Raw genomic sequence first — 23,918 nt, forward strand, 5'->3', positions numbered from 1 at the left:
CAAGCCGCATGCCCGGACCGTTGCCAATCCGGCAACGGCGCACCCGCGATAAAGCGCCGGAAAGTGAGCGCCCGTGGCACGGGCGATGCGTGCCACTGACGCATGCACAGCGATGAACGCATTCCCGGCACCAAGTTGGACACGACCCCCGGTGACGCCCCCGGCTTCGGCCCCGCGGCCGGCAACCGCTGGCAGCTGCAGGACGGGCGCCTGAGCCTGGTCCGCACGCCGCCGGCCCCGCGGCCGCTGGCGCTGCCGGCACAGCCCGAATCGCTCGTGATCGACCTGGCCCGCACCGCGCTGGTGGTGGTCGACATGCAGAACGACTTCTGCCATCCCGAAGGCTGGTTCGGCCAGAAGGGCCTGGACGTGCAGGCCGCGCGGCGGCCCATCCCGGTGCTGCAGGCGCTGCTGCCCGCCTGGCGCCGCGCGGGCAGCCCGCTCGTCTGGTGCAACTGGGGCATCCGCGCCGACCGGCGCAACCTCGGCCCCACGGTGCAGTTCAAGGGCAAGCGGACGGCCGAGGGCGTGGGTTATGGCGAGCGCTCGCCCATCGACCACGGTCCGTCGCTGGTGCAGGGCAGCTGGGGCGCGGCGCTGGTCGAGGAACTCGCAGCCGAGCCCGGCGACATCCTGGCGCACAAGCACCGGCTCTCGGGCTTCTGGGACAGCGAGCTCGACAGCGTGCTGCGCAACGCCGGCATCACCACCCTGCTGTTCGCCGGCATCAACACCGACCGCTGCGTGTTCTCCACCCTGCAGGACGCGGCCTTCCTGGGCTACGACTGCGTGCTGCTGGAGGACGCCTGCAGCACCTCGTCACCCGACTACGTGACCGACGGCGTGCTCTACCTCGTGCGCCTGCTGCACGGCTTCACCGCGACCGCGGCCGACCTGGGCGCGGCGCTCACCGACCTTCCTTCCCAACCCGACTGAGGAACCTTCGCCATGACCTCGACCCTCTCCCTTCTCGCACGCTGGACGCGGCCGCTCATCGGCGCTGCGGCCCTGGCGCTGGCTGCGCTGCCCGCCGCCGCGCAGACGCCGATCAAGCTGGTGCTCAACTGGAAGTACGAAGGCCCGCAGGCCTGGTTCTTCCTGGCGCAGGACCGCGGCTATTTCAAGCAGGAAGGACTGGACGTCACCATCGACCAGGGCGAGGGCTCGGCCGCCTCGATCCCGAAGGTGGCCGCGGGCACCTACCAGGCCGGCTTCGGCGACATGAATGCGCTGATCGACCTGGCCTCCAAGCGGCCGGCCGATGCGCCGGTGGGCGTGTACATGCTCTACAACACGCCGCCCTTCGCGGTGGTGGTGCGCAGCGACAGCCCGATCAAAAGCCCCAGGGACCTCGAAGGCAAGACCATCGGCGGCCCGGCCAACGATGGCGCGCTCAAGCTCTTCCCGGCCTTCGCCAAGCTGGCCAAGATCGACGCCGCCAAGGTGACCATCTCCAACATGGCGCCCAACCTGCGCGAGCAGATGCTGGTGCGCGGCCAGATCGACGGCGCCTTCGGCTATGTCACCACCGTGAGCTTCAGCGCCCGCGGCATGGGGCTGGACCCGGCCAAGGACCTGCGCTTCATCCGCTACGGCGACCACGGCATGGACCTCTATGCCAACACCGTCTTCTTCTCGCGCAGCTTCGTGCAGGACAAGCCCCAGGCCGTGGCCGGCTTCGTCAAGGCGCTCAACCGCGCCATCAAGGACGTGCTGGCCAACCCCGATGCCGGCATCGACGCCGTGATGAAGCGCGAGCCGCTGCTCAAGCGCGACGTCGAGAAAGAGAAGCTCCTGGCCACGCTCAAGAACGACATGAGCCACCCCGAGATCGCCCGCATCGGCCTGGGCGACGTGGACGACGAGCGGCTCAAGAAGTCCATCGGCATCGTGGCCGAGGCCAACCAGCTGCCGCGCCAGCCCGAGGTGGGCGAGGTCTTCGACCGCCGCTTCCTGCCGGCGCGCGCCGAGCGCCCGTCCAGCACCGTCGCGCCCTGAACATCACCGACAAGCCCCTCTGAAGAAAGAAGAGACCGCCATGGATCTGCAACTGCGCGACAAGGTCGCCATCATCACCGGCCCGGCCAAGGGCATGGGCGCCGCCATCACGCTGGCCTTCGCCCGCGAAGGCGCGAAGCTGGTGCTGGCCGGCCGCGACACTGCCGCCATCGAACCCGTGGCCGCCGAGGCCCGCGCGCTGGGCGTGGCGGCGCAGGTGGTGGCCTGCGACCTCACCGTCTCCAGCCAGACCGAGGCGCTGGCCACGGCGGCGCTGGCCGCCTTCGGCCGCATCGACATCCTGGTCAACGTGGCCGGCGGCTCGGGCCCCATCGGCAAGACCGGCTGGGAGACGACGACGGAAGAGTTCGACGAGATCGTGCGCCTGAACATGACCGGCTGCTTCAACACCATCCGCGCCGTGATGCCCGCGATGGTGGAGCAGCGCAGCGGCAAGATCGTGAACGTGGGCGGCACCTTCGGCCTGCGCGGGCGTGCCGGGCGCATGGCCTATTCGGCCTCCAAGTGGGGCCTGCGCGGCATCACCAAGAGCTTTGCGCTGGAGGCCGGGCCGCACAACATCAACGTCAACAACGTCGCGCCGGGCATGGTGGACGGCCCGCGCTTCCGCGAGAAGGTGTGCGCCAACATGGCCCAGCGCCTGGGCATCACGCGGGAAGAGGCGATGCAGCGCCACGCGGCCGACTACGCGCTGCGCCGCGTCTCCACCGACACAGACATCGCCAACGCCTGCCTGTTCATGGCCAGCGAGGTGTCGCGGCAGATCACCGGCGCCGACCTGCCGGTGGACGGCGGCTGGGCCGCGCTGTGAGCCGGGGAGTGAGCAGCATGCGACCCGACGTCGACCTTGTCATCCGCGGCGCAAGCGTGGTCTCGCCCGACGCCATCGTGCCCGCCAGCGTGGCCATCGCCGGCGAGCAGATCGTGGCCGTGGGCCACGACGACACCATGCCGCCCGCACGCGAAGAACTGCGCGCCGACGGCCTGTTCCTGCTGCCCGGGGCCATCGACAGCCATGTGCACTTCCGCGATCCGGGCTATCCGCACAAGGAGACCTGGCGCACCGGCTCGGCCGCCGCCGCGCTCGGCGGCGTGACCACCGTCTTCGACATGCCCAACACCTCGCCGGCCACGGGCACCGTGGAGGCGCTGCGGCTCAAGCAGAAGGCGGCCGAGGCCTCGTACTGCGACTTCGGCATCCACGGCCTGCTGGGCGACGACACCATCGAGCGGCTGGAAGAGCTGCTGGAGGCCGGCGTCACCAGCTTCAAGGCCTTCGTCGGCAACACCTTCGGCAACCTGCCCGCGCCCACCGACGGTGCGCTGCTGGAGGGCTTCGAGACGCTGGCGCCGCTGGGCATCCGCACGGTGGTGCATGCCGAGAACTCGTCCATCCTGTTCCGCCGCCAGAAGAAGATGCAGGAGGCCGGCCGCATCGACGCCATGGCCCACCTGGCGGCGCGGCCCGCCGTGGCCGAGATCGAGGCCATCGGCCGCGTGCTCACGCTGGCCGAATGGACCGGCGCGCGGGTGCACATCGCCCACCACAGCGCGGCCGATTCGCTCTTCCTGCTGCGCGAGGCCAAGCGCCGCGGCGTGGACGTGACGGCCGAGACCTGCCCGCAGTACCTGCTGCTCAACACCGGGCACATGTCGAAGCTCGGCGGCGTGATGCGGCTGAACCCGCCCATCCGCGAGCCGCGTCACAACCAGCCCCTGTGGGACGCGCTGATGGACGGCACGCTGGACATGATCGCCACCGACCATGCGCCGCATGCGCCCGAGGAGAAGACGCGCGAGAGCATCTGGGACTGCGACTGCGGCTTCCCGGGGGTGGAGACGCAGATGCCGCTGATGCTCACCGAAGTCAACCGCGGCCGCGCCACGCTCATGGACTACGTGCGCTGGAGCGCCGTCGCCCCGGCCAGGGCCTGGGGCCTGTACGGCACCAAGGGCGTGATCGCGCCCGGCGCCCATGCCGACATCGCCATCGTCGACATGGCGCGCCAGGGCGTGCTGTCGCAGAACCGGCTGCAGAGCATCAGCCGCATCTCGCCCTGGCACGGGCGGCCTGTGCAGGGCTATCCGCTGCACACGCTGCTGCGCGGGCGCTTCGTCATGCGCGAGGGTCGCCTCGTGGAAGACGCCGTGGGCTGGGGCCGTTCGGTCAAGGCGGTGCAGAAGATGCCCACGCCCCGGCCGCGCAACACCGAGCACTACAGCCGCGCCATCCTGGAGACGCCGCCCGGCGTGCCGCCAACCGCGGTGCCGGTGGGCGAGGTGGACTGGAGCGCGAGATGAGCGGCACCGTCCCCCAGCATGTGGACGCGCACGTGGTGCCCTGCCGCGGCCCCGGCGACCTGAGCGGCGTGCAGGCCCTGGTCGAGGCCGGCACGCTCGATCCGCGCCACATCGTGGCTGTGATGGGCAAGACCGAGGGCAACGGCTGCGTCAACGACCACACCCGCGACTTCGCCGCCATGGCCTGGTGCCATTACCTGGCGCCGCACCGCGGCTGCACGCCGCAGGCGGTGCATGCGCAGGTCGCACTGGTGATGTCCGGCGGCACCGAGGGCGTGCTGTCGCCGCACTTCACCGTGTTCACCCGCCGCGCGGCATTGCCGCACGAGGTGGTCGAAGGCGAGAAGCGTCTGGTGGTCGGCATTGCCCACACGCGCGACTTCGCGCCGGAGGAGATGGGCCGCCAGGCGCAGATCGCCGCCACGGCCGAGGCGGTGCAGGCCGCCATGCGCGACGCCGGCATCGACAGCGCCGCCGACGTCCACTTCGTGCAGGTCAAGTGCCCGCTGCTCACTTCGGCCAAAGTAGACGACGCGCTCGGCCGCGGGCAGGACACGGTCACGCGCGACACCTACGAGTCGATGGGCTACTCGCGCGCCGCCTCGGCCCTGGGCGTGGGCGTGGCCCTGGGCGAGATCGACCCGGCGCGCGCCACCGACGCCGCCGTGCTGCACGACCTCAGCCTTCATTCGGCCCGCGCCTCCGTGTCGGCCGGCATCGAGCTGGAAGGCAACGTGGTCATCGTGCTGGGCGAGGCGGCGGGCAGCGCCTCGCCGCTGCGCATCGGCCATGCGCTGATGCGCGACGCGGTGGACACCGCCGGCCTGCGCACGCTGCTGCGCGAGCATTTCGGCCTGGATCCGGAAGCCGACGCGGCCCTCATCGCGCAGCGGCTGGTCAACCTGCTGGCCAAGGCCGAGGCCAGCCCCGACGGCCGGGTGCGCGAGGCGCGCCACACCATGCTGAACGACTCGGACATCCACTCGACGCGCCATGCGCGTGCCGCCGTCGGGGCCGTGCTGGCCTCGGTGGTCGGCCGCACGGCGCTCTACGTCTCCGGCGGTGCCGAGCACCAGGGCCCGCCCGGCGGCGGCCCGGTGGCGGCGCTGGTGCGCGTGGCCTGAACGTCCTCTTTTCTGCAGGAACACCTCATGAGCCAGAGCTTCATCCAACTCTCCGACGTGATGCTGCGCTACGGCGGCGGCACCATCGCCCTGGACCACACCACGCTGGGCATCGACCGCGGCGACTTCGTCGCGCTGGTCGGCCCCAGCGGCTGCGGCAAGTCCACCATCCTCAAGCTGCTGGCCGGACTGCTGCGGCCCACCTCGGGTGCGGTGATCGCCGGCGGCCGCGAGGTCGGGCCGGCGGGTGCACGCCCCACGGCGGCCGGCCGGCCGGCACTGCGCATCGGCCTGGCCTTCCAGAACCCGACCATGCTGCCGTGGCTGACGATCCGCGAGAACGTGATGATCCCGCTGAAGATCGTCGAGCCCTTCCGCCAGGACTACGCGCGCAAGAAGCGCGGCGAATACGCCGAGCGCGCCGACGCGCTGCTGGCTCAGGTGGGCCTGCGCGGCTTCGGCGACAAGCGGCCCTGGCAGCTGTCGGGCGGCATGCTGCAGCGCGCCTCGCTGTGCCGCGCGCTGGTGCACCAGCCCGAGCTGCTGCTGCTGGACGAGCCCTTCGGCGCCCTCGACCAGTTCACCCGCGAGGAGCTGTGGGACATCATGCAGACGCTGTGGATGACCCAGCGGCCCACCGTGCTGCTGGTCACGCACGACCTGCGCGAGTCGGCCTACCTGGCCAACCGGATCTGCGTGATGAGCGCGCGGCCCGGCCGCATCCTGGAGACGCGCGACGTGGACTTCGCACGGCCGCGCACGCTGCAGTCCAGCTACGACCCGGCCTTCGGCGCGCTGGTGCAGCAGCTGCGCATGCGCATCGCGGAGGCGCGCTGCGAGGGCGACGCCACGCCCTCACCCGTGTCGGTGCCTGCACTGCAGGGGGTGGCCGCATGAACGCCCGCGTGAACATCGCGGACGCGGCCGAACCCATGTCCGCATCCGCATCCGCATCCGCAGGCGAACCCACAGGCCTCGCCACGCCGCGGCTGTCTCCCCTGGCGCGCCAGCGTCTGCTCTCCGCGCTGGCCCTGATCGGCTTCTTCCTGGCCTGGGAGCTCATCTGCCTGGCCAGCGGCATCTCGGACCTGGTGCTGCCCCGGCCCAGCCAGATCGCCCGCGTGCTCATCGAGCGCATGCCGCTGCTGTGGCCGCACACGGTGCAGACGCTCTACACCACGCTGCTCGGCTTTGCGCTGGGCGTGGCCGCGGGCATCGTCATCGGCGTGGGCATCGGCTCGTCGCGGCTGGCCTATGACGTCACCTATCCGCTGCTGGTGGGCTTCTCCAGCATTCCGAAGGTGGCGGTGGTGCCGCTGTTCGTCGTGTGGTTCGGGGCCGGCACCGTGCCGGCGGTGCTGACCTCGATGGTCATCAGCATCTTCCCGGTGGTGGTCAACGTGGCCACCGGGCTGGCGAGCACCGAGCCCGAGCTGGAGGACGTGCTGCGCGTGCTGGGCGCGCGCAAGCGCGACATCCTCTGGAACGTGGGCCTGCCGCGCGCCATGCCCTACCTGTTCGCCTCGCTCAAGATCGCCATCACGCTGTCCTTCGTGGGCACGGTGCTGTCCGAAACCGTGGCCTCCAACCGCGGCATCGGCACCGTGATGATGATCGCCAGCGGCAACTTCGACGTGCCGATGGTGTTCGCCGGTCTCTTCCTGCTGGCGGCCATGGGCGTGGTGCTCTATGCGCTGTCGGCGCTGGTGGAGCGGCGCGTGACCGGCTGGTCGCAGCGCAAGACCGACCTGGCGGCCACGGGCGCCTGAGATGCGGGGCCCCTCTTCTTTCGCCTTGCAAGGAGCTTCCATGTCCCGCTACCTCTCTCGTCGCGCCGCCAGCCTGGCGCTGTCGGCCTTGTCCATCCTGATGGCATTCGGCGCCACACTGGCACCCGCACCGGCCGCCGCACAGACCGAGACCCCGATCAAGTTCGTGCTCGACTGGAAGCTGCAAGGCGTGCACGCCTGGTACTACCTCGCGCAGGACCGCGGCTATTTCGCCCGCGAAAAGCTGGCCGTGACCATCGACCAGGGCGAGGGTTCGGCCGCCACCGTCACCAAGATCATGGCCGGCGCCTACCAGGCCGGCTTCGGCGATGTGAACGCCATCGTGCAGAACGCCGCCGCCAAGCCGGGCCAGGCGCCAGTGATGGTCTACATGCTCTACAACCGCGCGCCCTTCGCGCTCATCGCCAAGGCCAGCGGGCCCATCCGCACGCCCAAGGACCTGCAGGGCCGCACCGTCGGCACGCCGGCCGGGGGCGCCGCGGCCCGCATGTTCCCGGTGATCGCGGCGCGCACCGGCATCGATGCCACCAAGGTCGCCTGGACCAACGTCGCGCCCAACCTGCAGGAGCAGCTGTTGCTCAAGGACCATGTGGACGCCGCGGCGGTGTTCTCGGTCACCAGCTACATGAACCTGGTGGCGCAGGGCATCGACCCGGACAAGGACATCCGCTGGTTCCATTACGGCGACTATGGCGTCGAGCTGTATGGCAACGGCGTGATGGTGTCGCAGCAGCTGCTGCGCGAGCGGCCCGAGGCCGTGGCCGGCCTGGTGCGGGCGATCAACCACGCGGTGCGCGACACCATCGCCGATCCTGACGTCGCCATCGCAGCCCTGGTCAAGCGCGAACCGCTGCTCAACAAGGACCTGGAGAAGCGCCGTCTGCTCTACACGCTCAAGACCGTCATGCTCACGCCCGAGGTGGCGACGCAGGGCCTGGGCGACATCGGCGATGCCCGCTTCGCCCGCGCCTTCCTGCAGCTCAAGGAGGCCTTCGACCTGCCGCGCGTGCCGACGGCCGCCGAGGTGTTCGACCGCCGCTTCCTGCCGCCCTTGGCCGAGCGCACGGTCGCCAGGCGATGAGCGCCGCCGCCCCCACCGCCATCGACTGCGCCTGGCTGCTGGGCGAGCCCGGTGCTGCGCCCGCGCAGCGCGACCGGCGCATCCACCTCGAAGGCGGGCGCGTGGCCGCCATCGAAGCGCTGCCCGACCCGGTGCCCGGCCGTCGCCGTCTGGCGCTGCCGGCGCTGGCCAATGCGCACGACCATGCGCGCACCGTGCGCAGCGCCACGCTGGGCGCCTTCGGGCAGCCGCTCGAAAGCTGGCTGCCCTTCCTGGGCGTGGTGCCGGGCATGGACCCGTACCTGTGCGCTGCGACGTCCTTCGCCCGCTCGCTGCGCAACGGCGTGGTGGACCTGATGGTGCACTACACCCGCTTGCAGGGCGGCCTGCCCTATGTCGACGAGGCAGAAGCCGTGGGCCGGGCCGCGCGCGACGTGGGCGTGCGCATCGGCTTTGCCGTCGCCCTGCGCGACCGCCACGGGCTGGGCTACGCGGATGACGCGACGGTGCTGGCTGCGCTGCGCCCGGCTATCCGCGACGACATCGCCCGCCGGCTGTCTGCCCCCTCCGTGCCGCCTGCGCTGCAGCTTGCGCTGGTGGAAGAGGTGGCGCAGCGCTTCGCCGCCGAAGGGCTGGATGCCCACGCGGACCTGCAGTACGGCCCCACCGGCGTGCAGTGGTGCAGCACGCCGCTGCTCGAAGCCATCGCCCAGGCCTCGGCGGACACCGGCCGCCGCGTGCACATGCACCTGCTGGAAACGCAGTACCAGCGCGCCTGGGCCGATGCCGCGCACCCGGGCGGCATCGTGCGCTTCCTGGACGACATCGGCCTGCTCGGCCCGCGGCTCACGCTGGCGCATTGCACCTGGGCGCGGCCGGAGGAGCTGGCCCTGATCGCCGAGCGCGGCGCGACCATCGCGGTCAACACCAGCTCCAACCTGGGCCTGAAATCGGGCATCGCCCCGCTCGCGCAGATGCTGGCGCAGGGCTGCCGCGTGGCCATGGGGCTGGACGGCATGGCCTTCGACGAGGATGACGACGCCCTGCGCGAGGCCCGCCTTGCCTATGCGCTGCATCGCGGCTGGGGCTACGACAGCACCATGACGCCGGCGCAGCTCTGGCGCTTCGCCTCGCGCGGCCGCATCGCACCGGGCGAGCGGGCAGATCTCGTGCTGCTCGACTGGGACGCGCTGGACGACGACGCCCTGTTCGACGACGTCGACCCGCTGCAGCTGCTGCTCGCCCGCGGCAGCGGCCGGCATGTGCACACCGTCATCGCCGGTGGCCGCACGGTGGTGCTGGCGGGGCGCGTCCTGGGCGTGGACGAGGTGGCCCTGCAGGTCGAGCTGCGCGCGCGCATGCGCTCGGCCCTGGTCGCCGACACTCGCCATGCCGGCTGGCGGCGGACGGTCCAGGCCTTCGCCGAGGACATGGCCCCCTTCTGCCGCGACGGCCGCTTTCTGGGCGGCTGCTGTTGATCCTTCCCTTCTTCCGCGATCCTTCTCCATGACCCGTATCCGCATCCAGGCCGCCGGCTTCGACTTCGTCGCCGAGACCCATCCCGACGCACCGCAGACCGTGGCCGCCTTCCTGCAGCTGCTGCCCTACCGGCAGAAGCTCATCCACGTCCGCTGGAGCGGCGAGGGCTGCTGGGTCCCGCTGGGCGAGTTCCGCCTGACGAACGACGGCGCGCCGGTGGGCTTCGAGAACCACACCAGCCATCCCTCGCGCGGCGACGTGCTGTTCTACCCCGGCGGCTACAGCGAGACCGAGATCATCCTGGCCTACGGCGCCTGCAGCTTCGCCAGCCGCATGGGCACGCTGGCCGGCAACCACTTCCTCACCATCGTCGAAGGCCGCGAGCACCTGCCCGAGCTGGGCCGCCGCGTGCTGTGGGAGGGGGCGCAGGACGTGGTGTTCAGCCTGGGCTGAGCCGGCCGCTGCAAGTCCGTCGCCTTGCGGCCGGGTCGGGGCCGCTCAGAGCGTGAAGTCGTAGTCGATCGTGATCGGCGCGTGGTCGCTGAACTTGATCGTCTTGAAGATGTGCTCGCTGCGCGCGAGGTGTGCCATGGCCGGCGTGGCCAGGTGGTAGTCCAGCCGCCAGCCCACGTTCTTCGCGTAAGCCTGTCCGCGGTTGCTCCACCATGTGTAGCAGGCGTCGGTGGTGTCGGGCTGCAGGTGGCGGTAGACGTCCACCAGGCCCGCGCCCTCGGCCCCGGCGTCGAGCAGGCGCGTCATCCAGGCGCGCTCCTCGGGCAGGAAGCCGCTGTTCTTGAGGTTGCCTTTCCAGTTCTTCAGGTCGGCTTCCTTGTGGGCGATGTTGATGTCGCCGCACAGGATGAATTCGCGGGTGCGCTTCAGTTCCACCAGGTAGGGCATGAAGCCTTCGAGGAATCGGAACTTGGCTGCCTGCCGCTCCTCGCCCGAGCTGCCGCTCGGGAAGTAGCAGCTGATGATCGACAGCTTGCGCGCCGGCGTGTCGAAGCGCAGTTCCAGGTAGCGGCCCTCGGCGTCGAACTCGGTGTTGCCCCAGCCGATCACGATGTCGGTGGGCTCGTGCTTCGTGTAGATGGCGGTGCCGGCGTAGCCCTTCTTCTCGGCGAAGTGGAAGTGACCCTGCAGTCCGGCCATTTTTTCGAAGCGGCCCTGCACGTCGCTGGCCTGGACGCGGATCTCCTGCATACAAATACAATCCGGCGCCGCTTCGGCCACCCAGTCGGCGACCCCTTTTGTCGAGGCGGAACGCAGGCCGTTGAGGTTGAGGCTGGTGAGTTTGAACACGTTTCGAGGAATCCGGATGGCAGTGGACGAGAAGCAGCAGCATCAGAACGCGCGCCTGGCGCAGGACTTCGTGGCGTTCGCGATCGAGGCTGGCGTGCTGCGCTTCGGCGAGTTCAAGACCAAGGCCGGGCGCCTGAGTCCCTACTTCTTCAACGCGGGCCTGTTCAATGACGGCGCCCGCATCGCGCGGCTCGCAGAATTCTATGCAGCGCGCCTGATCGACTCCGGCCTGGAGTTCGACATGATCTTCGGCCCCGCCTACAAGGGCATCCCGCTGGGCGCAACGGTGGCGGCCGAGCTGGCGCGCCGTGGCCGCAACGTGCCTTTCGCCTACAACCGCAAGGAAGCCAAGGACCACGGCGAAGGCGGCTCGCTGGTGGGCGCACCGCTGGCCGGCCGCGTGCTGATCGTGGACGACGTCATGTCCGCCGGCACTGCCGTGCGCGAGTCCATCGCCACCATTCGCGCCGCCGGCGCCACGCCGCATGCGGTGGCCATCGCGCTGGACCGCCAGGAGCAGGCCACCGAGAACGGTCAGGACGTGCCCCACAGCGCCGTGCAGTACGTGCGCGATCAGCTGGGCATGGCCGTGGTGGCCATCGCGACGCTCGACGACCTGCTGGCCTACCTGGACCAGCGTGCCGGTGCCGAATTGCGCGCCCACCGTGCCAGCGTGCAGGCCTACCGCGAGCGCTACGGTGCCTGATCCGCGCAGCCCCGCCATTGCGCGGGCGCTGCGCACGCTGGCAGGCCTTGCATCGCTCGCCTTCGGCGGGCTTTCTCAGGCCCAGGCTCCCGCCGCGGGGTCGCCAGGAAGCATCTACACCTGCACCGATGCGAGCGGCCGGCGCCTGACCTCCGACCGATTCATCCCCGAATGCGCCGACCGGCTGCAGCTGGAGCTGTCGCCTGGCGGCAGCGTGCGGCGCCGTATCGAGCCTGCGTTGTCGCCGCAGCAGCAGGCAGAGCGCGACCAGCGCCGCAAGGACGAAGAGCGGGCCGAGGCCCAGCGCAGGGACGAGCGTCGGCGCGACCTGGCCCTTGTCGCGCGCTATCCCGATGCCGCGGCGCACGACCGTCGCCGCGCGGAGGCACTGGCCCACGCCGAGGCCGAGATCGGGGCGGCGCGCAAGCGGTTGGCCGAACTGGCCGAGGCGCGCCGCAAGCTGGACGGCGAGCTGGAGTTCTACAGCAAGGACCCGTCCCCGGTCCCGGCGGCCCTGAAGGCGCGCCTCGCCGAGAACACGTCGGCCGTCGCGCTGCAGGAGCGGCTGCTGAAGGAGCAGGTCAGCGAAAGGCAGCGCATCGACGCCCGCTTCGACGAGGAGCGCCAGCGCCTGGACCAGCTGTGGGGCGTCAGCCGCCCAGCCGTGCCTTCAAGAGTGCGTTGACCTGGGCCGGGTTGGCCTTGCCCTTGCTCTCCTTCATCACCTGGCCGACCAGGGCGTTGAAGGCCTTTTCCTTGCCGGCGCGGTATTCGGCGATGTTCTTCTCATTCTTCGCGAGCACGTCGTCGACGATCTTCTCCAGCGCGCCGGTGTCGTTCATCTGTTTGAGGCCCTTGGCCTCGATGAGGGCATCGACCGACTCGCCCTCGCCGCTCCAGAGTGCGTCGAAGACCTGGCGGGCGGCGTTGTTGGAGATGGTGCCGTCGCCGATGCGGCCGATCAGCTGCGCCAGCTGCGCGGGCTTGACCGGCGCGGCGTCGATGGCCGTCTCCTGCGTGTTCAGGCGCTTGGCGATCTCGCCCGACAGCCAGTTGCTGGCCAGCTTGGGCGTGGCGCCGGCGGCCACGGCGGCGTCGAAGTAGGCGGCATGCGCCGGACTCTGCGTGAGCTGCGTCGCGTCGTAGTCGGTCAGGCCGAAGTCGCGCACGTAGCGCTCGGCCATGGCGCGCGGCAACTCGGGCATCTGCGCCTTCACCGCATCCACCCAGTCGCGGCCGATCACCAGCGGCGGCAGGTCGGGGTCGGGGAAGTAGCGGTAGTCGGCCGCGTCTTCCTTGGTGCGCATGGCGCGTGTCTCGCCCGTGTCGGGGTCGAACAGCACCGTGGCCTGCTGGATGGCGTGGCCGTCCTCGATCTGCTCGATCTGCCAGCGGATCTCGAAGTCGATCGCCTGCTGCATGAAGCGGAAGCTGTTGAGGTTCTTGATCTCGCGGCGCGTGCCCAGCGGCTGGCCCGGCCGGCGCACCGACACGTTGGCGTCGCAGCGGAAGGAGCCTTCCTGCATGTTGCCGTCGCAGATGCCGATCCAGGTGACGATCTTGTGCAGCTCGCGCGCATAGGCCACGGCCTCGGCGCTGGAGCGGATGTCGGGCTCGGTCACGATCTCGAGCAGGGGCGTGCCGGCGCGGTTGAGGTCGATGCCCGACTGGCCGACGAAGTCCTCGTGCAGCGACTTGCCGGCGTCTTCCTCGAGGTGGGCGCGCACCAGGCGCACCGTCTTGCGTTCCTCGCCCAGCCAGAAGCTGACCGAGCCGCCCTGCACGACCGGAATCTCGTACTGGCTGATCTGGTAGCCCTTGGGCAGGTCGGGGTAGAAGTAGTTCTTGCGCGCGAAGATGCTGCGCGGCGCGATGGTGCTGCCCAGCGCCAGGCCCAGGCGGATGGCGCGCTCGACCGCGCCGCGGTTCATCACCGGCAGCGTGCCTGGCAGGGCCAGGTCCACCGCGCAGGCCTGCGTGTTGGGCTCGGCGCCGAAGGCGGTGGGCGCGCGGCTGAAGATCTTGCTCTCGGTGGAGAGCTGGGCATGCGTCTCGAAGCCGATGACGACTTCATAGCCCTGCACCAGCGGGCCGGTGGGGCGGCCCTCCTGGGCGGCGGCGAAGGTGTTGGTCTCGGTGCTCATCTCAGAAGCCGGTGGGCGTGCGTTGGTGCCAGTCGGTGGCCTGCTGGAAGCGGTGCGCGGCGTTCAGCAGCCGGCCTTCGGCGAAGTAGTTGCCGATCAGCTGCAGGCCCACGGGCATGCCGCCGTCGAAGCCGCAGGGCAGGCTCATGCCCGGCAGGCCGGCCAGCGAGCCGGGCAGGGTGAAGACGTCGGCCAGGTAGTCGGCCACGGGGTCGTCGCTGTGCGCGCCGAGGGCCCAGGCCACGGTGGGCGCGGCGGGGCCGGCGATCACGTCGCAGTCGCGGAAGGCGACCTGGAAATCGTCCGCGATCATGCGGCGCACCTTCTGCGCCTGCAGGTAGTAGGCGTCGTAGTAGCCGTGCGAGAGCACGTAGGTGCCGATCATGATGCGGCGCTTGACCTCGTCGCCGAAGCCTTCGGCGCGGGTCTTCATGTACATCTCGGCCAGGTCCTTGTACTGGCTGGCGCGGTGGCCGAACTTCACGCCGTCGAAGCGGCTGAGGTTGGAGCTGGCCTCGGCGGCGGCAATGATGTAGTACACAGGGATGGCCAGCTCGGTGCGCGGCAGGCTCACTTCGACGCGCTTTGCACCGAGCTTTTCGTACTCGGCCAGCGCGGCGTCGATGGCGGCGCGCACGCCGGGGGCCACGCCGTCGCCCAGGAACTCCTTCGGCACGCCGATGCGCAGGCCGCCGAGCGAGCCGGCCAGGCCTTGGGAAAAGTCCTCGGCCGGGCGGTCCAGCGAGGTGGAATCGCGGTCGGGATCGGGCCCGCACATGGCCGACAGCAGCAACGCGCAGTCCTCGGCCGAGCGGGCCATGGGGCCGGCCTGGTCCAGGCTGGAGGCGAAGGCGATCATGCCGTAGCGGCTGGCGCGGCCGTAGGTCGGCTTGATGCCGGTGATGCCGCAGAAGCTGGCCGGCTGGCGGATCGAGCCGCCGGTGTCGGTGCCGGTGGAGGCGGGCGCCAGGCCCGCGGCCACGGCCACCGCGCTGCCGCCGGAAGAGCCGCCGGGCACGCGTGCCGTGTCCCAGGGGTTGCGCACGGGCACGGGCTGGTCGGCGCCAACGGCGGGCACGGCCACGTTCTGGTTGGACGAGCCCATCGCGAATTCGTCGCAGCTGAGCTTGCCCAGCGTGACCATGCCGGCCTCGCCCAGCTTGCGCACCACGGTGGCGTCGAAGGGCGACTGGTAGCCCGCCAGCATGCGCGAGCCGGCGGTGCTGGGCCAGCCGGTGGTCACGAAGATGTCCTTGTGGGCGATGGGCACGCCGGCCAGCGCACCGGCGCTGCCGGCGGCCAGGGCGGCGTCGGCGGCGCGGGCCTGGGCGAGCGTCGCGTCTTCATCGACGGCCACGAAGGCGCCCAGGTCTTGCCGGGTGGCCATGCGGCCCAGGAAGTGCTGGGCGGTCTCCACGGCCGAGACTTCGCGGGCGGCCAGGGCGCGGGCCAGGTCGGCCACACCACGGTGGTGCAGGTCTGGCGCGCTCATTCGATCACCTTCGGCACGAGGAACAGGCCGTTCTCGACGGCGGGGGCGCTCTTCTGGTTGGCCTCGCGCTGGTTCGGCTCGGTGGCCGCGTCCTCGCGCAGGCGAAGGACGATGTCCTCGATGGCGGAGACGGGGTGCGACAGCGGCTCGACCCCGGTGGTGTCCACGGCGCGCATGCGCTCGACGAGGTCGAAGAAACCGTTGATCTGGCCGCGCAGGCGTTCGCTTTCGTCGGGCGCCAGCGCCAGCCGCGCCAGCGACGCGATGCGCGCGGTATCGGTGGTGGAGAGAGACATCGGAAAAACCCAGAGAGCAGGCGCCCCGTTTGCGTGCAGAAGGGCCTGCAAGTAGGGAAAGCGCCAGGGGGAATCGGGTATTATCCCGCCTTTGCCGCAACTGCCGCCAATGTGCCGGCATGGCCGCCACGGCGAGCGGCAAAGCCACCCAACTTCTCCCTTTTCTCTCTTCACCTCAGGGGCGACGCCGGTCCGAAGCGCCCGCCGTGCCCCTCCGCAAGGACATCGCCCATGTTTGGAGCATTCCGTCGGTATTTCTCGACCGACCTCGCGATCGACCTCGGCACCGCCAACACCCTGATCTTCGCCCGCAACAAGGGCATCGTGCTGGACGAGCCCTCGGTCGTCGCCATCCGCCACGAGGGTGGTCCGCACGGCAAGAAGGTCATCCAGGCGGTGGGCGCCGAAGCCAAGGCCATGCTGGGCAAGGTGCCCGGCAACATCGAGGCCATCCGCCCGATGAAGGACGGCGTGATCGCCGACTTCGTGATCACCGAGCAGATGATCAAGCAGTTCATCAAGATGGTGCACCCGCGCACGCTGCTCACGCCCAGCCCGCGCATCATCATCTGCGTGCCTTGCGGCTCCACCCAGGTCGAGCGCCGCGCCATCAAGGACGCCGCCGAGGCCGCGGGCGCCACCTCGGTCTACCTGATCGAGGAACCCATGGCCGCCGCCATCGGCGCCGGTCTGCCGGTGTCCGAAGCCTCGGGCTCCATGGTGGTCGACATCGGCGGCGGCACCACCGAGGTGGGCGTGATCTCGCTGGGCGGCATGGTCTACAAGGGCTCCGTGCGCGTGGGCGGCGACCGCTTCGACGACGCCATCATCAACTACATCCGCCGCAACTACGGCATGCTGATCGGCGAGCCCACGGCCGAGACCATCAAGAAGAACATCGGCTCGGCCTTCCCGGGCTCCGAGGTCAAGGAGATGGAAGTCAAGGGCCGCAACCTCTCCGAAGGCGTGCCGCGCAGCTTCACCATCAGCTCCAACGAGGTGCTGGAGGCCCTGACCGATCCGCTCAACAACATCGTGTCGGCCGTCAAGAACGCGCTGGAGCAGACGCCGCCCGAGCTGGGCGCCGACATTGCCGAGCGCGGCATGATGCTGACCGGTGGCGGCGCGCTGCTTCGCGACCTGGACCGTCTGCTCGCCGAGGAGACCGGCCTGCCGGTGCTGGTGGCCGAGGATCCGCTGACCTGCGTGGTGCGCGGCTGCGGCATCGCCCTGGAGCGCATGGACCGCCTGGGCAGCATCTTCACCAGCGAGTAAGCCAGGACTGCATCCACAGGCCGGCCCGGTTGTACGGGCCGGCCTTTTTGCCATATAGACGCCCAGCCATTCCGCAAGGTCCGACCCCATGCCGCTCGGCACGCTCGACCGCTCCGCGCCGCCTCTGTTCAACCAGGGGCCGTCGGCGTTGTCGCGCTTCGTCTTCTGCAGCGCGCTGGCGGTCTTCCTGATGGTGGCCGATGCGCGCTTCGACGTGGTGGCGCCGGTGCGCACGGCGCTGGGCACGCTGCTGTTTCCCCTGCAGTGGGCGGTGCTCAAGCCGGTGCAGTGGGTATCGGCCGCCAATCGGCAGTTCGAGGACCTGGCCACCGCCCAGCGCAACGAGGCCGATGCGCGGCGCCGACTGGTGCTGCAGTCCGAGCGCGCCAGCCAGGCCGATGCGCTCGCGCGCGAGAACGCCCGCCTGCGCACGCTGCTGGAGTTGCGGCAGAACGCACCCACCCCCGGCCGCGCTGCCGAGGTGCTGTATGACGCCGCCGACCCGTACACCCGCAAGGTGGTCATCGACCAGGGTCAGGTGCATGGCATTGCCGCGGGCTCGCCGGTGATCGACGAGCAGGGCGTGCTGGGCCAGGTGACGCGGGTGATGGCGTTTTCCAGCGAGGTGACCCTGGTGATCGACCGTGACCTGTCCATTCCCGTGCAGAACACGCGCACCGGTGCGCGCAGCGTGGCCTTCGGCGATGCCGGTCCGCACAGCGCGGGCATGGAACTGCGCTTCACCGCCGCCAACGCCGATGTGCGCGAGGGCGACATGCTCTCCACCAGCGGCGTGGACGGTGTCTACCCCGCCGGCCTGCCGGTGGCGCGCGTGGACCGCATCGACCGCCGGGCCGACACCGCCTTCGCGCGCATCCACTGTGTGCCGCTGGCCCGCGTTGGCGCGGCGCGCTACGTGATGGTGCTCACGCCCGTTGGCGAGGCGCCGCCCGTGGTCCGGCCCAGCCCTGCGGCCGCGACGGGCGACGCGCGCAAGTCCGACCGGCCGGGCCGCAGGAACGACACGCCGGCCTCCACCTTGCCCGCCCCGGCCAGCCGGCCCGGTACGCCGGCGGTGTCCCCCGCGCCGGCGGCGCCTGCCCAGACGCCGCGCGCGTCGACGAGCCGCCCACCGGCGGCAGGAGGCGCCGCGCCATGATCATGCGCCCTGGCCAGGAGCAGTTGCTGCTGCCCGTGCGGCCGCTCTTCATCTGGGGCAGCCTGTTCGTCGCGCTGCTGCTGAACATGCTGCCCCTGGGCCGCCTGCCCTGGATGCCGGACCTGCTGGCCGTGGTGCTGGTGTTCTGGGGCGTGCACCAGCCCGCCCGCATCGGGCTGGGCGCCGCGTTCGTGTTCGGTCTGGCCATGGACGTGCACGAGTCCTCGCTGCTGGGCCAGCATGCGCTGTCCTATGCCACGCTGAGCTTCTTCGCCATCATCATCCACCGGCGGCTGCTGTGGTATCGGCTCTCGGCCCAGGCGCTGCAGCTGGTGCCGCTCTTTGCGCTGTCGCGGCTGATCGAGCTGGGCGTGCGGCTGATCGGCGGGGGCATCTTTCCGGGCTGGATCACGCTGCTGGGCGCGGCCATCGAGGCGATGCTGTGGCCGGTGGTGACCTGGCTGCTGCTGATCCCGCAGCGCCGGCCGCCCGAGCAGGACGAGAACCGCCCTCTGTGAGTGCGGGTCTTGCTATGCATGCCCTCTCTGCAGCCCTAAGCTTCGCGCGCCTGCCCGCCCTGCGCCTGCCATGACCGAGATCCGCAACGTCGCCGCCGACCTCGCGCGCTTCAAGCGCCGCGTGCTGGTGATCGGGCTGGTGGTGCTGACGGCCTTCGTCCTGCTGGGCCTGCGCCTGTTCCACCTGCAGGTCACGCGCCACGAGGAACTGGCCGAGCGCGCCGAGAGCAACCGCACGGCCGTGGTGCCGGTGGTGCCCAACCGCGGCTTGATCCTCGACCGCAACGGCGTGGTCCTGGCCTCCAACTACTCGGCCTACACGCTGGAGATCACGCCCTCCAAGGCGGGCGACCTGGAGCAGACCATCGACGAACTGGCCAAGATCGTCGAGATCCAGCCGCGCGACCGCCGCCGCTTCAAGCGGCTGCGCGAGGACTCGCGCAGCTTCGACTCCATTCCCATCCGTACCCGGCTGAGCGACGAGGAGGTCGCCCGCTTCGCCGCGCAGCGCTACCGCTTCCCGGGTGTGGAGATCAAGGCGCGGCTCTTCCGCAGCTACCCGATGGGCGAGCTGGCCAGCCATGTGCTGGGCTACATCGGCCGCATCAACCAGCGCGAGAAGGCAGCCATGGAGGACTGGCCCGAAGAGGACCAGGCCAACTACAAGGGCACCGACTACATCGGCAAGCTGGGCATCGAGCAGAGCTACGAGAAGGTGCTGCACGGGCAGACGGGCGTCGAGCAGATGGAGACCTCGGCGGGTGGTCGGGCGGTGCGGCGGCTGGCCAGCCATCCGGCCACGCCGGGCAACACGGTCATGCTGTCGCTGGACATCAAGCTGCAGAAGCTGGTGGAAGACATGTTCGGCGACCGGCGCGGCGCGCTGGTGGCGCTCGATCCGCGCAACGGCGAGGTGCTGGCCTTCGTCAGCAAGCCCACCTTCAACCCGAATCTCTTCGTCGAGGGCATCGACAGCGAGAGCTGGGCCGCGCTCAACGAGTCCATCGACAAGCCGCTGCTCAACCGCGCCCTGCGCGGCACCTATCCGCCCGGCTCCACCTACAAGCCCTTCATGGCGCTGGGCGCGCTGGAGCTGGGCAAGCGCTCGCCCACGCTGGTGATCAACGATCCTGGCTACTACACCTATGGTGGCCACACCTTCCGCAGCCACGAGGGTGGCCTGGGCGGCGTGGACATGGTGCGGGCCCTCCAGTTCTCCAGCAACACCTACTTCTATTCGCTGGCGGTGGACATGGGCGTGGACACCATCCACGACTTCATGAAGCCGCTGGGCTTTGGCCAGATCACGGGCATCGACCTGCCCGGCGAGGTGCGCGGCGTGCTGCCTAGCACCGAGTGGAAGCGCAGCGTCAACAAGCGGCCGGAGGCCCGGCGCTGGTACTCGGGCGAGACGGTGTCGCTGGGCATCGGCCAGGGCTACAACAACTTCACCATGCTGCAACTGGCCTCCGCCGAGGCGACGCTCGCCAACGGCGGCACCAAGTTCCGGCCGCATCTGGTCAAGGCCATCAAGAACACCGTGACCGGGCAGGTGCAGGAAGAGATCCAGCCGCCGGGCGAGAACCTCGGCTTCAAGGCGAAGAACATCGACATCGTGCGGGCGGGCCTGGTGGCCGTGAACAAGGCCGGTACGGGCACGCGCATCTTTGCCGGCGCGCCCTACACCTCGGCCGGCAAGACCGGCACCGCCCAGGCGGTGAGCCTGGGCCAGAACGTCAAGTACAACGCCAAGGCGCTGGAGGAGCACCAGCGCGACCACTCGCTGTTCGCCGCCTTCGCGCCGGCTGAGAACCCGCGCATCGCGCTCGCCGTGATCGTGGAGAACGCCGGCTTCGGCGCCGCCGCGGCGGCGCCCATCGTGCGGCGGGTGTTCGACTACTGGCTGCTGGGCCAGTACCCCAACGAGCAGGACATGGCCGCGGTGCGCGCGGGTAAGGCGGCCGCACCCATCGGGCAGCCGCTGCCGGCGACAGAGGTGGCGTTGCCGTCCTCGGCCGCGTCGGCCGCCACGGCGCCCTGAGCGCGGCACCTTCGACGCAGCAGGGCGCTTCCGGCGCGCGCCCGCGGTGCCATGCCGGCGTCTTCAGCCGTGGTGCGCATCGACGCGCGGGCGCGACCGCCCACTCCTCCCACCCACCGCTCACCGCAGGAACGCGTCGTAAGCCGTCTTGCAGATCAGCGCGCTCACCACGGCGATGAAGGCGCCGCGCACGAAGCCGGCCCCATGCCGCAGCGCGAGCCGCGTGCCGATCAGGCTGCCGCTGATGTTGGCCACGGCCATCGCCAGCCCGAGCGTCCAGATCACATGGCCCTTGAGCCCAAAGAGCAGCAGCGCGCCGAGGTTCGTCATGATGTTGATGACCTTGGCGCTGGCCGACGCATGCAGGAAGTCGTGGCCCAGCCATCGCACGAACAGGAAGATCAGGAAGCTGCCTGTGCCCGGCCCGAAGATGCCGTCGTAGAAGCCCAGCAGCAGGCCCACGGCACCGGTGGCGGCCAGTTCGGCCTTGCCCGTGAAGCGCGGCTGGTGGGTGAGGCCCAGGTCCTTGCGGGCCAGGGTGTAGAGCAGCAGCGCCCCCAGCACCACGGGCAGCGCCTTGCGCAGCGCATCGGTCGGCACCCAGGTGACCACCCAGGCGCCCGTGAGCGAGCCGCCGAAGGCCAGCACCGCCGCCACCGACAACGAGCGCCAGGGCAGGCGCACGCGCCGCAGGTACTGCGCGGCCGAGGCGGCCGTGCCCCATACCGAGGCGCTCTTGTTGGTGCCCAGCAGCGTGGCCCCGGCGGTGTCGGGAAAGGCGGCGAACAGCGCCGGCACCAGCACCAGCCCACCCCCGCCGACGATCGCATCCATGAATCCCGCCGTCAGCGAGGCCAATGCCATCCATGCCCATTCCATAGGGGCGCGATTGTCGCAGCGGAATTGCTCCTGTTTTGGGAGCGTCACAGCGAGCGGTGGATGGCGCTCTCGGCAAGAAGCGGGCGGGTTTGCTCGGGGAAGGGACAAAAAAAAGCGCCGACTGAGCGGCGCTTTGAAAGTTGTCTGGCTTCTCGTCGGACGGAGGCCTTTGGGAATCTCATGAATTTTGATTTTTCTGGATTTGTCTCCTCAGACCCTCGCGCATCAGCAGGGCAGTGCCTGCTGCGAGTGGCAGGACTTTAGGTCCTGCACCGCGGTAGTGCATTGGGACTAACCCGTGGCCCGGATTCGGGCAGCGCGTGGGCATCGGGGGTGCCGTCCAGGCGCACGCATCCCCGTCGGCGCGCGCGGGGCGGATGCGCGGCTAGATTTCGATCTTGGAGCCCAGTTCCACCACCGCGTTGTTCGGCAGGCTCATGAAGTCGGCCACGCCGCTGGCGTTGTGGTGCATCTGCGCAAAGAGCTTCTCGCGCCAGGGTGCCATGCCGCTGCCGAGCGTCGGGATCACGGTGTCGCGCGAGATGAAGTAGCTGGTCGTCATCGGCTCCAACTGGCAGCCGCGCAGCTTGGCCTGCTCCAGCGCGCGGGGCAGGTCGATGTCGTTCTTGAAGCCGTAGTGGATGGTGATCTGCCAGCAGTGGTGGCCCAGCGGCTCCATCTCGACCCGGCGCTCCATGGGCACCCAGGGCACCTCGTGGTTGCGCACCGTGACGAACAGGTTCTGCTCGTGCAGCACCTTGTTGTGCTTGAGGTTGTGCAGCAGCGCCGTGGGCACCACGCCGGCCTCTGACGTGAGGAAGACGGCCGTGCCCTCGACGCGCGCCGGCGGGCTGACGAACACCGCCTCCAGGAAGCTGCGCAGATCGATGGCGTCGGCGCGTTGGGCATCGCCCATGAGGCTGCGTCCGCGCTTCCAGGTGATCATCAACGTGAAAACGCCCATGCCGATCATGACCGTGAACCAGCCGCCCTGCGGCAGCTTGAGCAGGTTGGAGGCGAAGAAGGCGAAGTCGATGACGAAGAAGATGGCCGTCGCGCCGATGCACAGCAGCAACGGCAGCTTCCACGCATAGCGGATCACGAAGAAGGTGAGCATCGTCGTGATCAGCATGTCGGTGGTCACGGCGATGCCGTAGGCCGCGGCCAGGTTGCTGGAGCTGCGGAACATCACCACCGCCAGCACGATGGCCACGAACAGCGACCAGTTGATGAAGGGGATGTAGATCTGCCCGGCCGAGCGCGCGCTGGTGTGCTCGATGCGCAGTCGCGGCAGGTAGCCCAGCTGGATCACCTGCCGCGTGACGCTGAAGGCACCCGTGAGCATGGCCTGCGAGGCGATCACCGTGGCGGCCGTGGCCAGCAGCACGACGGGCACCACCGCCCACTCGGGCGCCATCAGGAAGAAGGGGTTCTTCACCGCCGCCGGATTGCCCAGCAGCAAGGCGCCCTGGCCGAAGTAGTTGAGTACCAGCGCTGGCATCACCACCGAGAACCACGCGATGCGGATCGGCCCCTTGCCGAAATGGCCCATGTCCGCATACAGCGCTTCGGCGCCCGTCACGCACAGCACCGTCGCGCCCAGGATGATGAAGCTGGTGCCCGGGTTGTCCCAGATGAAGCGCAGCATGTAGTGCGGGCTGACGGCTTTCAGAATCTCGGGGTGCGTCAGGATCTGTGCCACGCCCAGCAGGGCCAGCACGCCAAACCAGGTGAGCGTGATCGGTCCGAAGAAACGGCCGATGCCGGCCGTGCCGCGCTTCTGCACCGCGAACAGGCAGAACAGCACCACCAGCGTGATCGGGATGACGTAGCCGGTGAAGTGCGGCGACACCACCTCCAGGCCTTCGACCGCGGAGAGCACCGAGATGGCCGGCGTGATCACGCCGTCGCCATAGAAGAGGGCGGTGCCGAAGATGCCCAGTGCCAGCATGCCGTTGCGCAGGCGCGGCTTGTCGGCCACGGCGCGCGAGGCCAGTGCCAGCATGGCCACCAGGCCGCCTTCGCCCTCGTTGTCGGCCCGCAGCACCAGCACCACGTACTTCAGCGAGACGATGATGGTCATCGTCCAGAAGATCATCGAGAGCATGCCGTACACGTTCTCGATGGTGAACGGCACGTGGCCGTGGCCGAAGATTTCCTTGATGGCGTACAGCACGCTCGTGCCGATGTCGCCATAGACGATGCCGATTGCGCCGAGCACGAGCGCCGGCATGGAAGACTTGGAGGCAGACACGAAGTGGCGAGGAAAGGGCTGGGCCGCGCCTCACCCCGCCGGCGGCCTGGCGGCGCCGGGGAGCCAAGCTCCGCCCTCG

The 23,918-nt window shown here is 70.0% G+C and carries 22 protein-coding genes; 16 read left to right on the forward strand and 6 right to left on the reverse strand.

All coding sequences use genetic code 11. The features are described from left to right. Positions 1-102: 102 nt before the first annotated feature. From DFR41_RS05145 to DFR41_RS05190, 10 genes are read left to right on the forward strand one after another with little or no spacing between them, the layout of a single operon-like run. A complete protein-coding gene (locus DFR41_RS05145) occupies positions 103-936 on the forward strand; it encodes a cysteine hydrolase family protein (RefSeq protein ID WP_114801930.1) in 834 nt (277 codons plus the stop codon). Positions 937-948: 12 nt separating this feature from the next. Then, positions 949-1,998: an ABC transporter substrate-binding protein gene (locus tag DFR41_RS05150; RefSeq protein WP_114801931.1), complete on the forward strand. Its 1,050-nt coding sequence runs from the start codon at positions 949-951 to the stop codon at positions 1,996-1,998. 40 nt (positions 1,999-2,038) lie between these two features. Continuing rightward, the gene (locus DFR41_RS05155) at positions 2,039-2,830 is read left to right on the forward strand and encodes an SDR family NAD(P)-dependent oxidoreductase (protein WP_114801932.1); all 792 of its coding nucleotides are present in this window, start codon (positions 2,039-2,041) and stop codon (positions 2,828-2,830) included. Between the two features lie 17 nt (positions 2,831-2,847). After that, positions 2,848-4,320, forward strand: a complete 1,473-nt coding sequence (locus DFR41_RS05160; protein WP_114801933.1) for a dihydroorotase — start codon at positions 2,848-2,850, stop codon at positions 4,318-4,320. Next, a complete protein-coding gene (gene atzD / locus DFR41_RS05165; RefSeq protein ID WP_114801934.1) occupies positions 4,317-5,444 on the forward strand; it encodes a cyanuric acid amidohydrolase in 1,128 nt (375 codons plus the stop codon). The genes DFR41_RS05160 and atzD overlap by 4 nt, the downstream gene beginning before the upstream one ends. A 27-nt stretch (positions 5,445-5,471) precedes the next feature. Then, positions 5,472-6,341, forward strand: coding sequence for an ABC transporter ATP-binding protein (locus DFR41_RS05170; protein ID WP_114801935.1), 870 nt, complete (start codon positions 5,472-5,474; stop codon positions 6,339-6,341). Beyond that, complete coding sequence (locus DFR41_RS05175) at positions 6,338-7,213, forward strand: ABC transporter permease (RefSeq protein ID WP_244917652.1); 876 nt, start codon at positions 6,338-6,340, stop codon at positions 7,211-7,213. Before DFR41_RS05170 ends, DFR41_RS05175 begins: the two co-directional genes overlap by 4 nt. Positions 7,214-7,253: 40 nt before the next feature. Next, positions 7,254-8,315: an ABC transporter substrate-binding protein gene (locus tag DFR41_RS05180; RefSeq protein ID WP_017759752.1), complete on the forward strand. Its 1,062-nt coding sequence runs from the start codon at positions 7,254-7,256 to the stop codon at positions 8,313-8,315. Continuing rightward, on the forward strand, positions 8,312-9,772 hold the full coding sequence (locus DFR41_RS05185) for an amidohydrolase family protein (RefSeq protein ID WP_114801936.1): 1,461 nt from the start codon (positions 8,312-8,314) through the stop codon (positions 9,770-9,772). The genes DFR41_RS05180 and DFR41_RS05185 overlap by 4 nt, the downstream gene beginning before the upstream one ends. Positions 9,773-9,800: 28 nt before the next feature. After that, on the forward strand, positions 9,801-10,226 hold the full coding sequence (locus tag DFR41_RS05190) for a DUF3830 family protein (RefSeq protein WP_017757169.1): 426 nt from the start codon (positions 9,801-9,803) through the stop codon (positions 10,224-10,226). Between the two features lie 45 nt (positions 10,227-10,271). On the opposite strand, the gene DFR41_RS05195 is transcribed toward DFR41_RS05190, so the two are convergent. Continuing rightward, on the reverse strand, positions 10,272-11,075 hold the full coding sequence (locus DFR41_RS05195; RefSeq protein ID WP_043117787.1) for an exodeoxyribonuclease III: 804 nt from the start codon (positions 11,073-11,075) through the stop codon (positions 10,272-10,274). 16 nt (positions 11,076-11,091) lie between these two features. Here DFR41_RS05195 and pyrE point away from each other — a divergent pair, with 16 nt between their 5' ends. Together pyrE and DFR41_RS05205 are read left to right on the forward strand one after the other, a co-directional pair. Then, on the forward strand, positions 11,092-11,781 hold the full coding sequence (gene pyrE, locus DFR41_RS05200; protein WP_017757167.1) for an orotate phosphoribosyltransferase: 690 nt from the start codon (positions 11,092-11,094) through the stop codon (positions 11,779-11,781). Beyond that, positions 11,774-12,466, forward strand: coding sequence for a DUF4124 domain-containing protein (locus DFR41_RS05205; protein ID WP_114801937.1), 693 nt, complete (start codon positions 11,774-11,776; stop codon positions 12,464-12,466). Before pyrE ends, DFR41_RS05205 begins: the two co-directional genes overlap by 8 nt. Here DFR41_RS05205 and gatB read toward each other — a convergent pair. The 3 genes from gatB to gatC are packed head-to-tail and all read right to left on the reverse strand — an operon-like array spanning position 12,432 to position 15,713. Beyond that, positions 12,432-13,925, reverse strand: a complete 1,494-nt coding sequence (gene gatB / locus DFR41_RS05210; protein ID WP_114801938.1) for an Asp-tRNA(Asn)/Glu-tRNA(Gln) amidotransferase subunit GatB — start codon at positions 13,923-13,925, stop codon at positions 12,432-12,434. The genes DFR41_RS05205 and gatB overlap by 35 nt on opposite strands. Before the next feature lies 1 nt (position 13,926). After that, entirely contained in the window at positions 13,927-15,417 is a 1,491-nt protein-coding gene (gene gatA / locus DFR41_RS05215; protein WP_114801939.1) for an Asp-tRNA(Asn)/Glu-tRNA(Gln) amidotransferase subunit GatA, read from the reverse strand. Further along, a complete protein-coding gene (gene gatC / locus DFR41_RS05220; RefSeq protein WP_058642685.1) occupies positions 15,414-15,713 on the reverse strand; it encodes an Asp-tRNA(Asn)/Glu-tRNA(Gln) amidotransferase subunit GatC in 300 nt (99 codons plus the stop codon). The genes gatA and gatC overlap by 4 nt, the downstream gene beginning before the upstream one ends. Before the next feature lie 231 nt (positions 15,714-15,944). Between gatC and DFR41_RS05225 the strand changes: the two genes are divergently transcribed. The 4 genes from DFR41_RS05225 (at position 15,945) to mrdA (ending at position 20,706) form a co-directional block, all read left to right on the forward strand. Next, entirely contained in the window at positions 15,945-16,988 is a 1,044-nt protein-coding gene (locus DFR41_RS05225) for a rod shape-determining protein (RefSeq protein ID WP_017757081.1), read from the forward strand. Between the two features lie 88 nt (positions 16,989-17,076). Next, a complete protein-coding gene (gene mreC, locus DFR41_RS05230) occupies positions 17,077-18,147 on the forward strand; it encodes a rod shape-determining protein MreC (RefSeq protein ID WP_114801940.1) in 1,071 nt (356 codons plus the stop codon). Continuing rightward, positions 18,144-18,665, forward strand: a complete 522-nt coding sequence (gene mreD, locus DFR41_RS05235; protein ID WP_114801941.1) for a rod shape-determining protein MreD — start codon at positions 18,144-18,146, stop codon at positions 18,663-18,665. The genes mreC and mreD overlap by 4 nt, the downstream gene beginning before the upstream one ends. Positions 18,666-18,735: 70 nt before the next feature. Further along, the gene (mrdA, locus tag DFR41_RS05240; RefSeq protein WP_114801942.1) at positions 18,736-20,706 is read left to right on the forward strand and encodes a penicillin-binding protein 2; all 1,971 of its coding nucleotides are present in this window, start codon (positions 18,736-18,738) and stop codon (positions 20,704-20,706) included. Positions 20,707-20,826: 120 nt separating this feature from the next. Here mrdA and DFR41_RS05245 read toward each other — a convergent pair whose 3' ends face one another. Further along, positions 20,827-21,585: a TSUP family transporter gene (locus DFR41_RS05245; RefSeq protein ID WP_114801943.1), complete on the reverse strand. Its 759-nt coding sequence runs from the start codon at positions 21,583-21,585 to the stop codon at positions 20,827-20,829. A gap of 385 nt (positions 21,586-21,970) precedes the next feature. Next, positions 21,971-23,839, reverse strand: a complete 1,869-nt coding sequence (locus DFR41_RS05250) for a potassium transporter Kup (protein WP_114801944.1) — start codon at positions 23,837-23,839, stop codon at positions 21,971-21,973. Positions 23,840-23,918 lie beyond the last annotated feature (79 nt).

The sequence above is a fragment of the Pseudacidovorax intermedius genome (assembly GCF_003350475.1).
GTDB lineage: Bacteria > Pseudomonadota > Gammaproteobacteria > Burkholderiales > Burkholderiaceae_C > Xenophilus > Xenophilus intermedius.

What these genes read in the sequence shown, in the direction of transcription:
- DFR41_RS05145 (WP_114801930.1), top strand. Translation starts at nt 103, where the DNA reads ATGCACAGCGATGAACGCATTCCCGGCACCAAGTTGGACACGACCCCC.
- DFR41_RS05150 (WP_114801931.1), top strand. Translation starts at nt 949, where the DNA reads ATGACCTCGACCCTCTCCCTTCTCGCACGCTGGACGCGGCCGCTCATC.
- DFR41_RS05155 (WP_114801932.1), top strand. Translation starts at nt 2,039, where the DNA reads ATGGATCTGCAACTGCGCGACAAGGTCGCCATCATCACCGGCCCGGCC.
- DFR41_RS05160 (WP_114801933.1), top strand. Translation starts at nt 2,848, where the DNA reads ATGCGACCCGACGTCGACCTTGTCATCCGCGGCGCAAGCGTGGTCTCG.
- atzD (WP_114801934.1), top strand. Translation starts at nt 4,317, where the DNA reads ATGAGCGGCACCGTCCCCCAGCATGTGGACGCGCACGTGGTGCCCTGC.
- DFR41_RS05170 (WP_114801935.1), top strand. Translation starts at nt 5,472, where the DNA reads ATGAGCCAGAGCTTCATCCAACTCTCCGACGTGATGCTGCGCTACGGC.
- DFR41_RS05175 (WP_244917652.1), top strand. Translation starts at nt 6,338, where the DNA reads ATGAACGCCCGCGTGAACATCGCGGACGCGGCCGAACCCATGTCCGCA.
- DFR41_RS05180 (WP_017759752.1), top strand. Translation starts at nt 7,254, where the DNA reads ATGTCCCGCTACCTCTCTCGTCGCGCCGCCAGCCTGGCGCTGTCGGCC.
- DFR41_RS05185 (WP_114801936.1), top strand. Translation starts at nt 8,312, where the DNA reads ATGAGCGCCGCCGCCCCCACCGCCATCGACTGCGCCTGGCTGCTGGGC.
- DFR41_RS05190 (WP_017757169.1), top strand. Translation starts at nt 9,801, where the DNA reads ATGACCCGTATCCGCATCCAGGCCGCCGGCTTCGACTTCGTCGCCGAG.
- pyrE (WP_017757167.1), top strand. Translation starts at nt 11,092, where the DNA reads ATGGCAGTGGACGAGAAGCAGCAGCATCAGAACGCGCGCCTGGCGCAG.
- gatB (WP_114801938.1), bottom strand. Translation starts at nt 13,925, where the DNA reads ATGAGCACCGAGACCAACACCTTCGCCGCCGCCCAGGAGGGCCGCCCC.
- gatA (WP_114801939.1), bottom strand. Translation starts at nt 15,417, where the DNA reads ATGAGCGCGCCAGACCTGCACCACCGTGGTGTGGCCGACCTGGCCCGC.
- gatC (WP_058642685.1), bottom strand. Translation starts at nt 15,713, where the DNA reads ATGTCTCTCTCCACCACCGATACCGCGCGCATCGCGTCGCTGGCGCGG.
- DFR41_RS05225 (WP_017757081.1), top strand. Translation starts at nt 15,945, where the DNA reads ATGTTTGGAGCATTCCGTCGGTATTTCTCGACCGACCTCGCGATCGAC.
- mreC (WP_114801940.1), top strand. Translation starts at nt 17,077, where the DNA reads ATGCCGCTCGGCACGCTCGACCGCTCCGCGCCGCCTCTGTTCAACCAG.
- mreD (WP_114801941.1), top strand. Translation starts at nt 18,144, where the DNA reads ATGATCATGCGCCCTGGCCAGGAGCAGTTGCTGCTGCCCGTGCGGCCG.
- mrdA (WP_114801942.1), top strand. Translation starts at nt 18,736, where the DNA reads ATGACCGAGATCCGCAACGTCGCCGCCGACCTCGCGCGCTTCAAGCGC.
- DFR41_RS05245 (WP_114801943.1), bottom strand. Translation starts at nt 21,585, where the DNA reads ATGGAATGGGCATGGATGGCATTGGCCTCGCTGACGGCGGGATTCATG.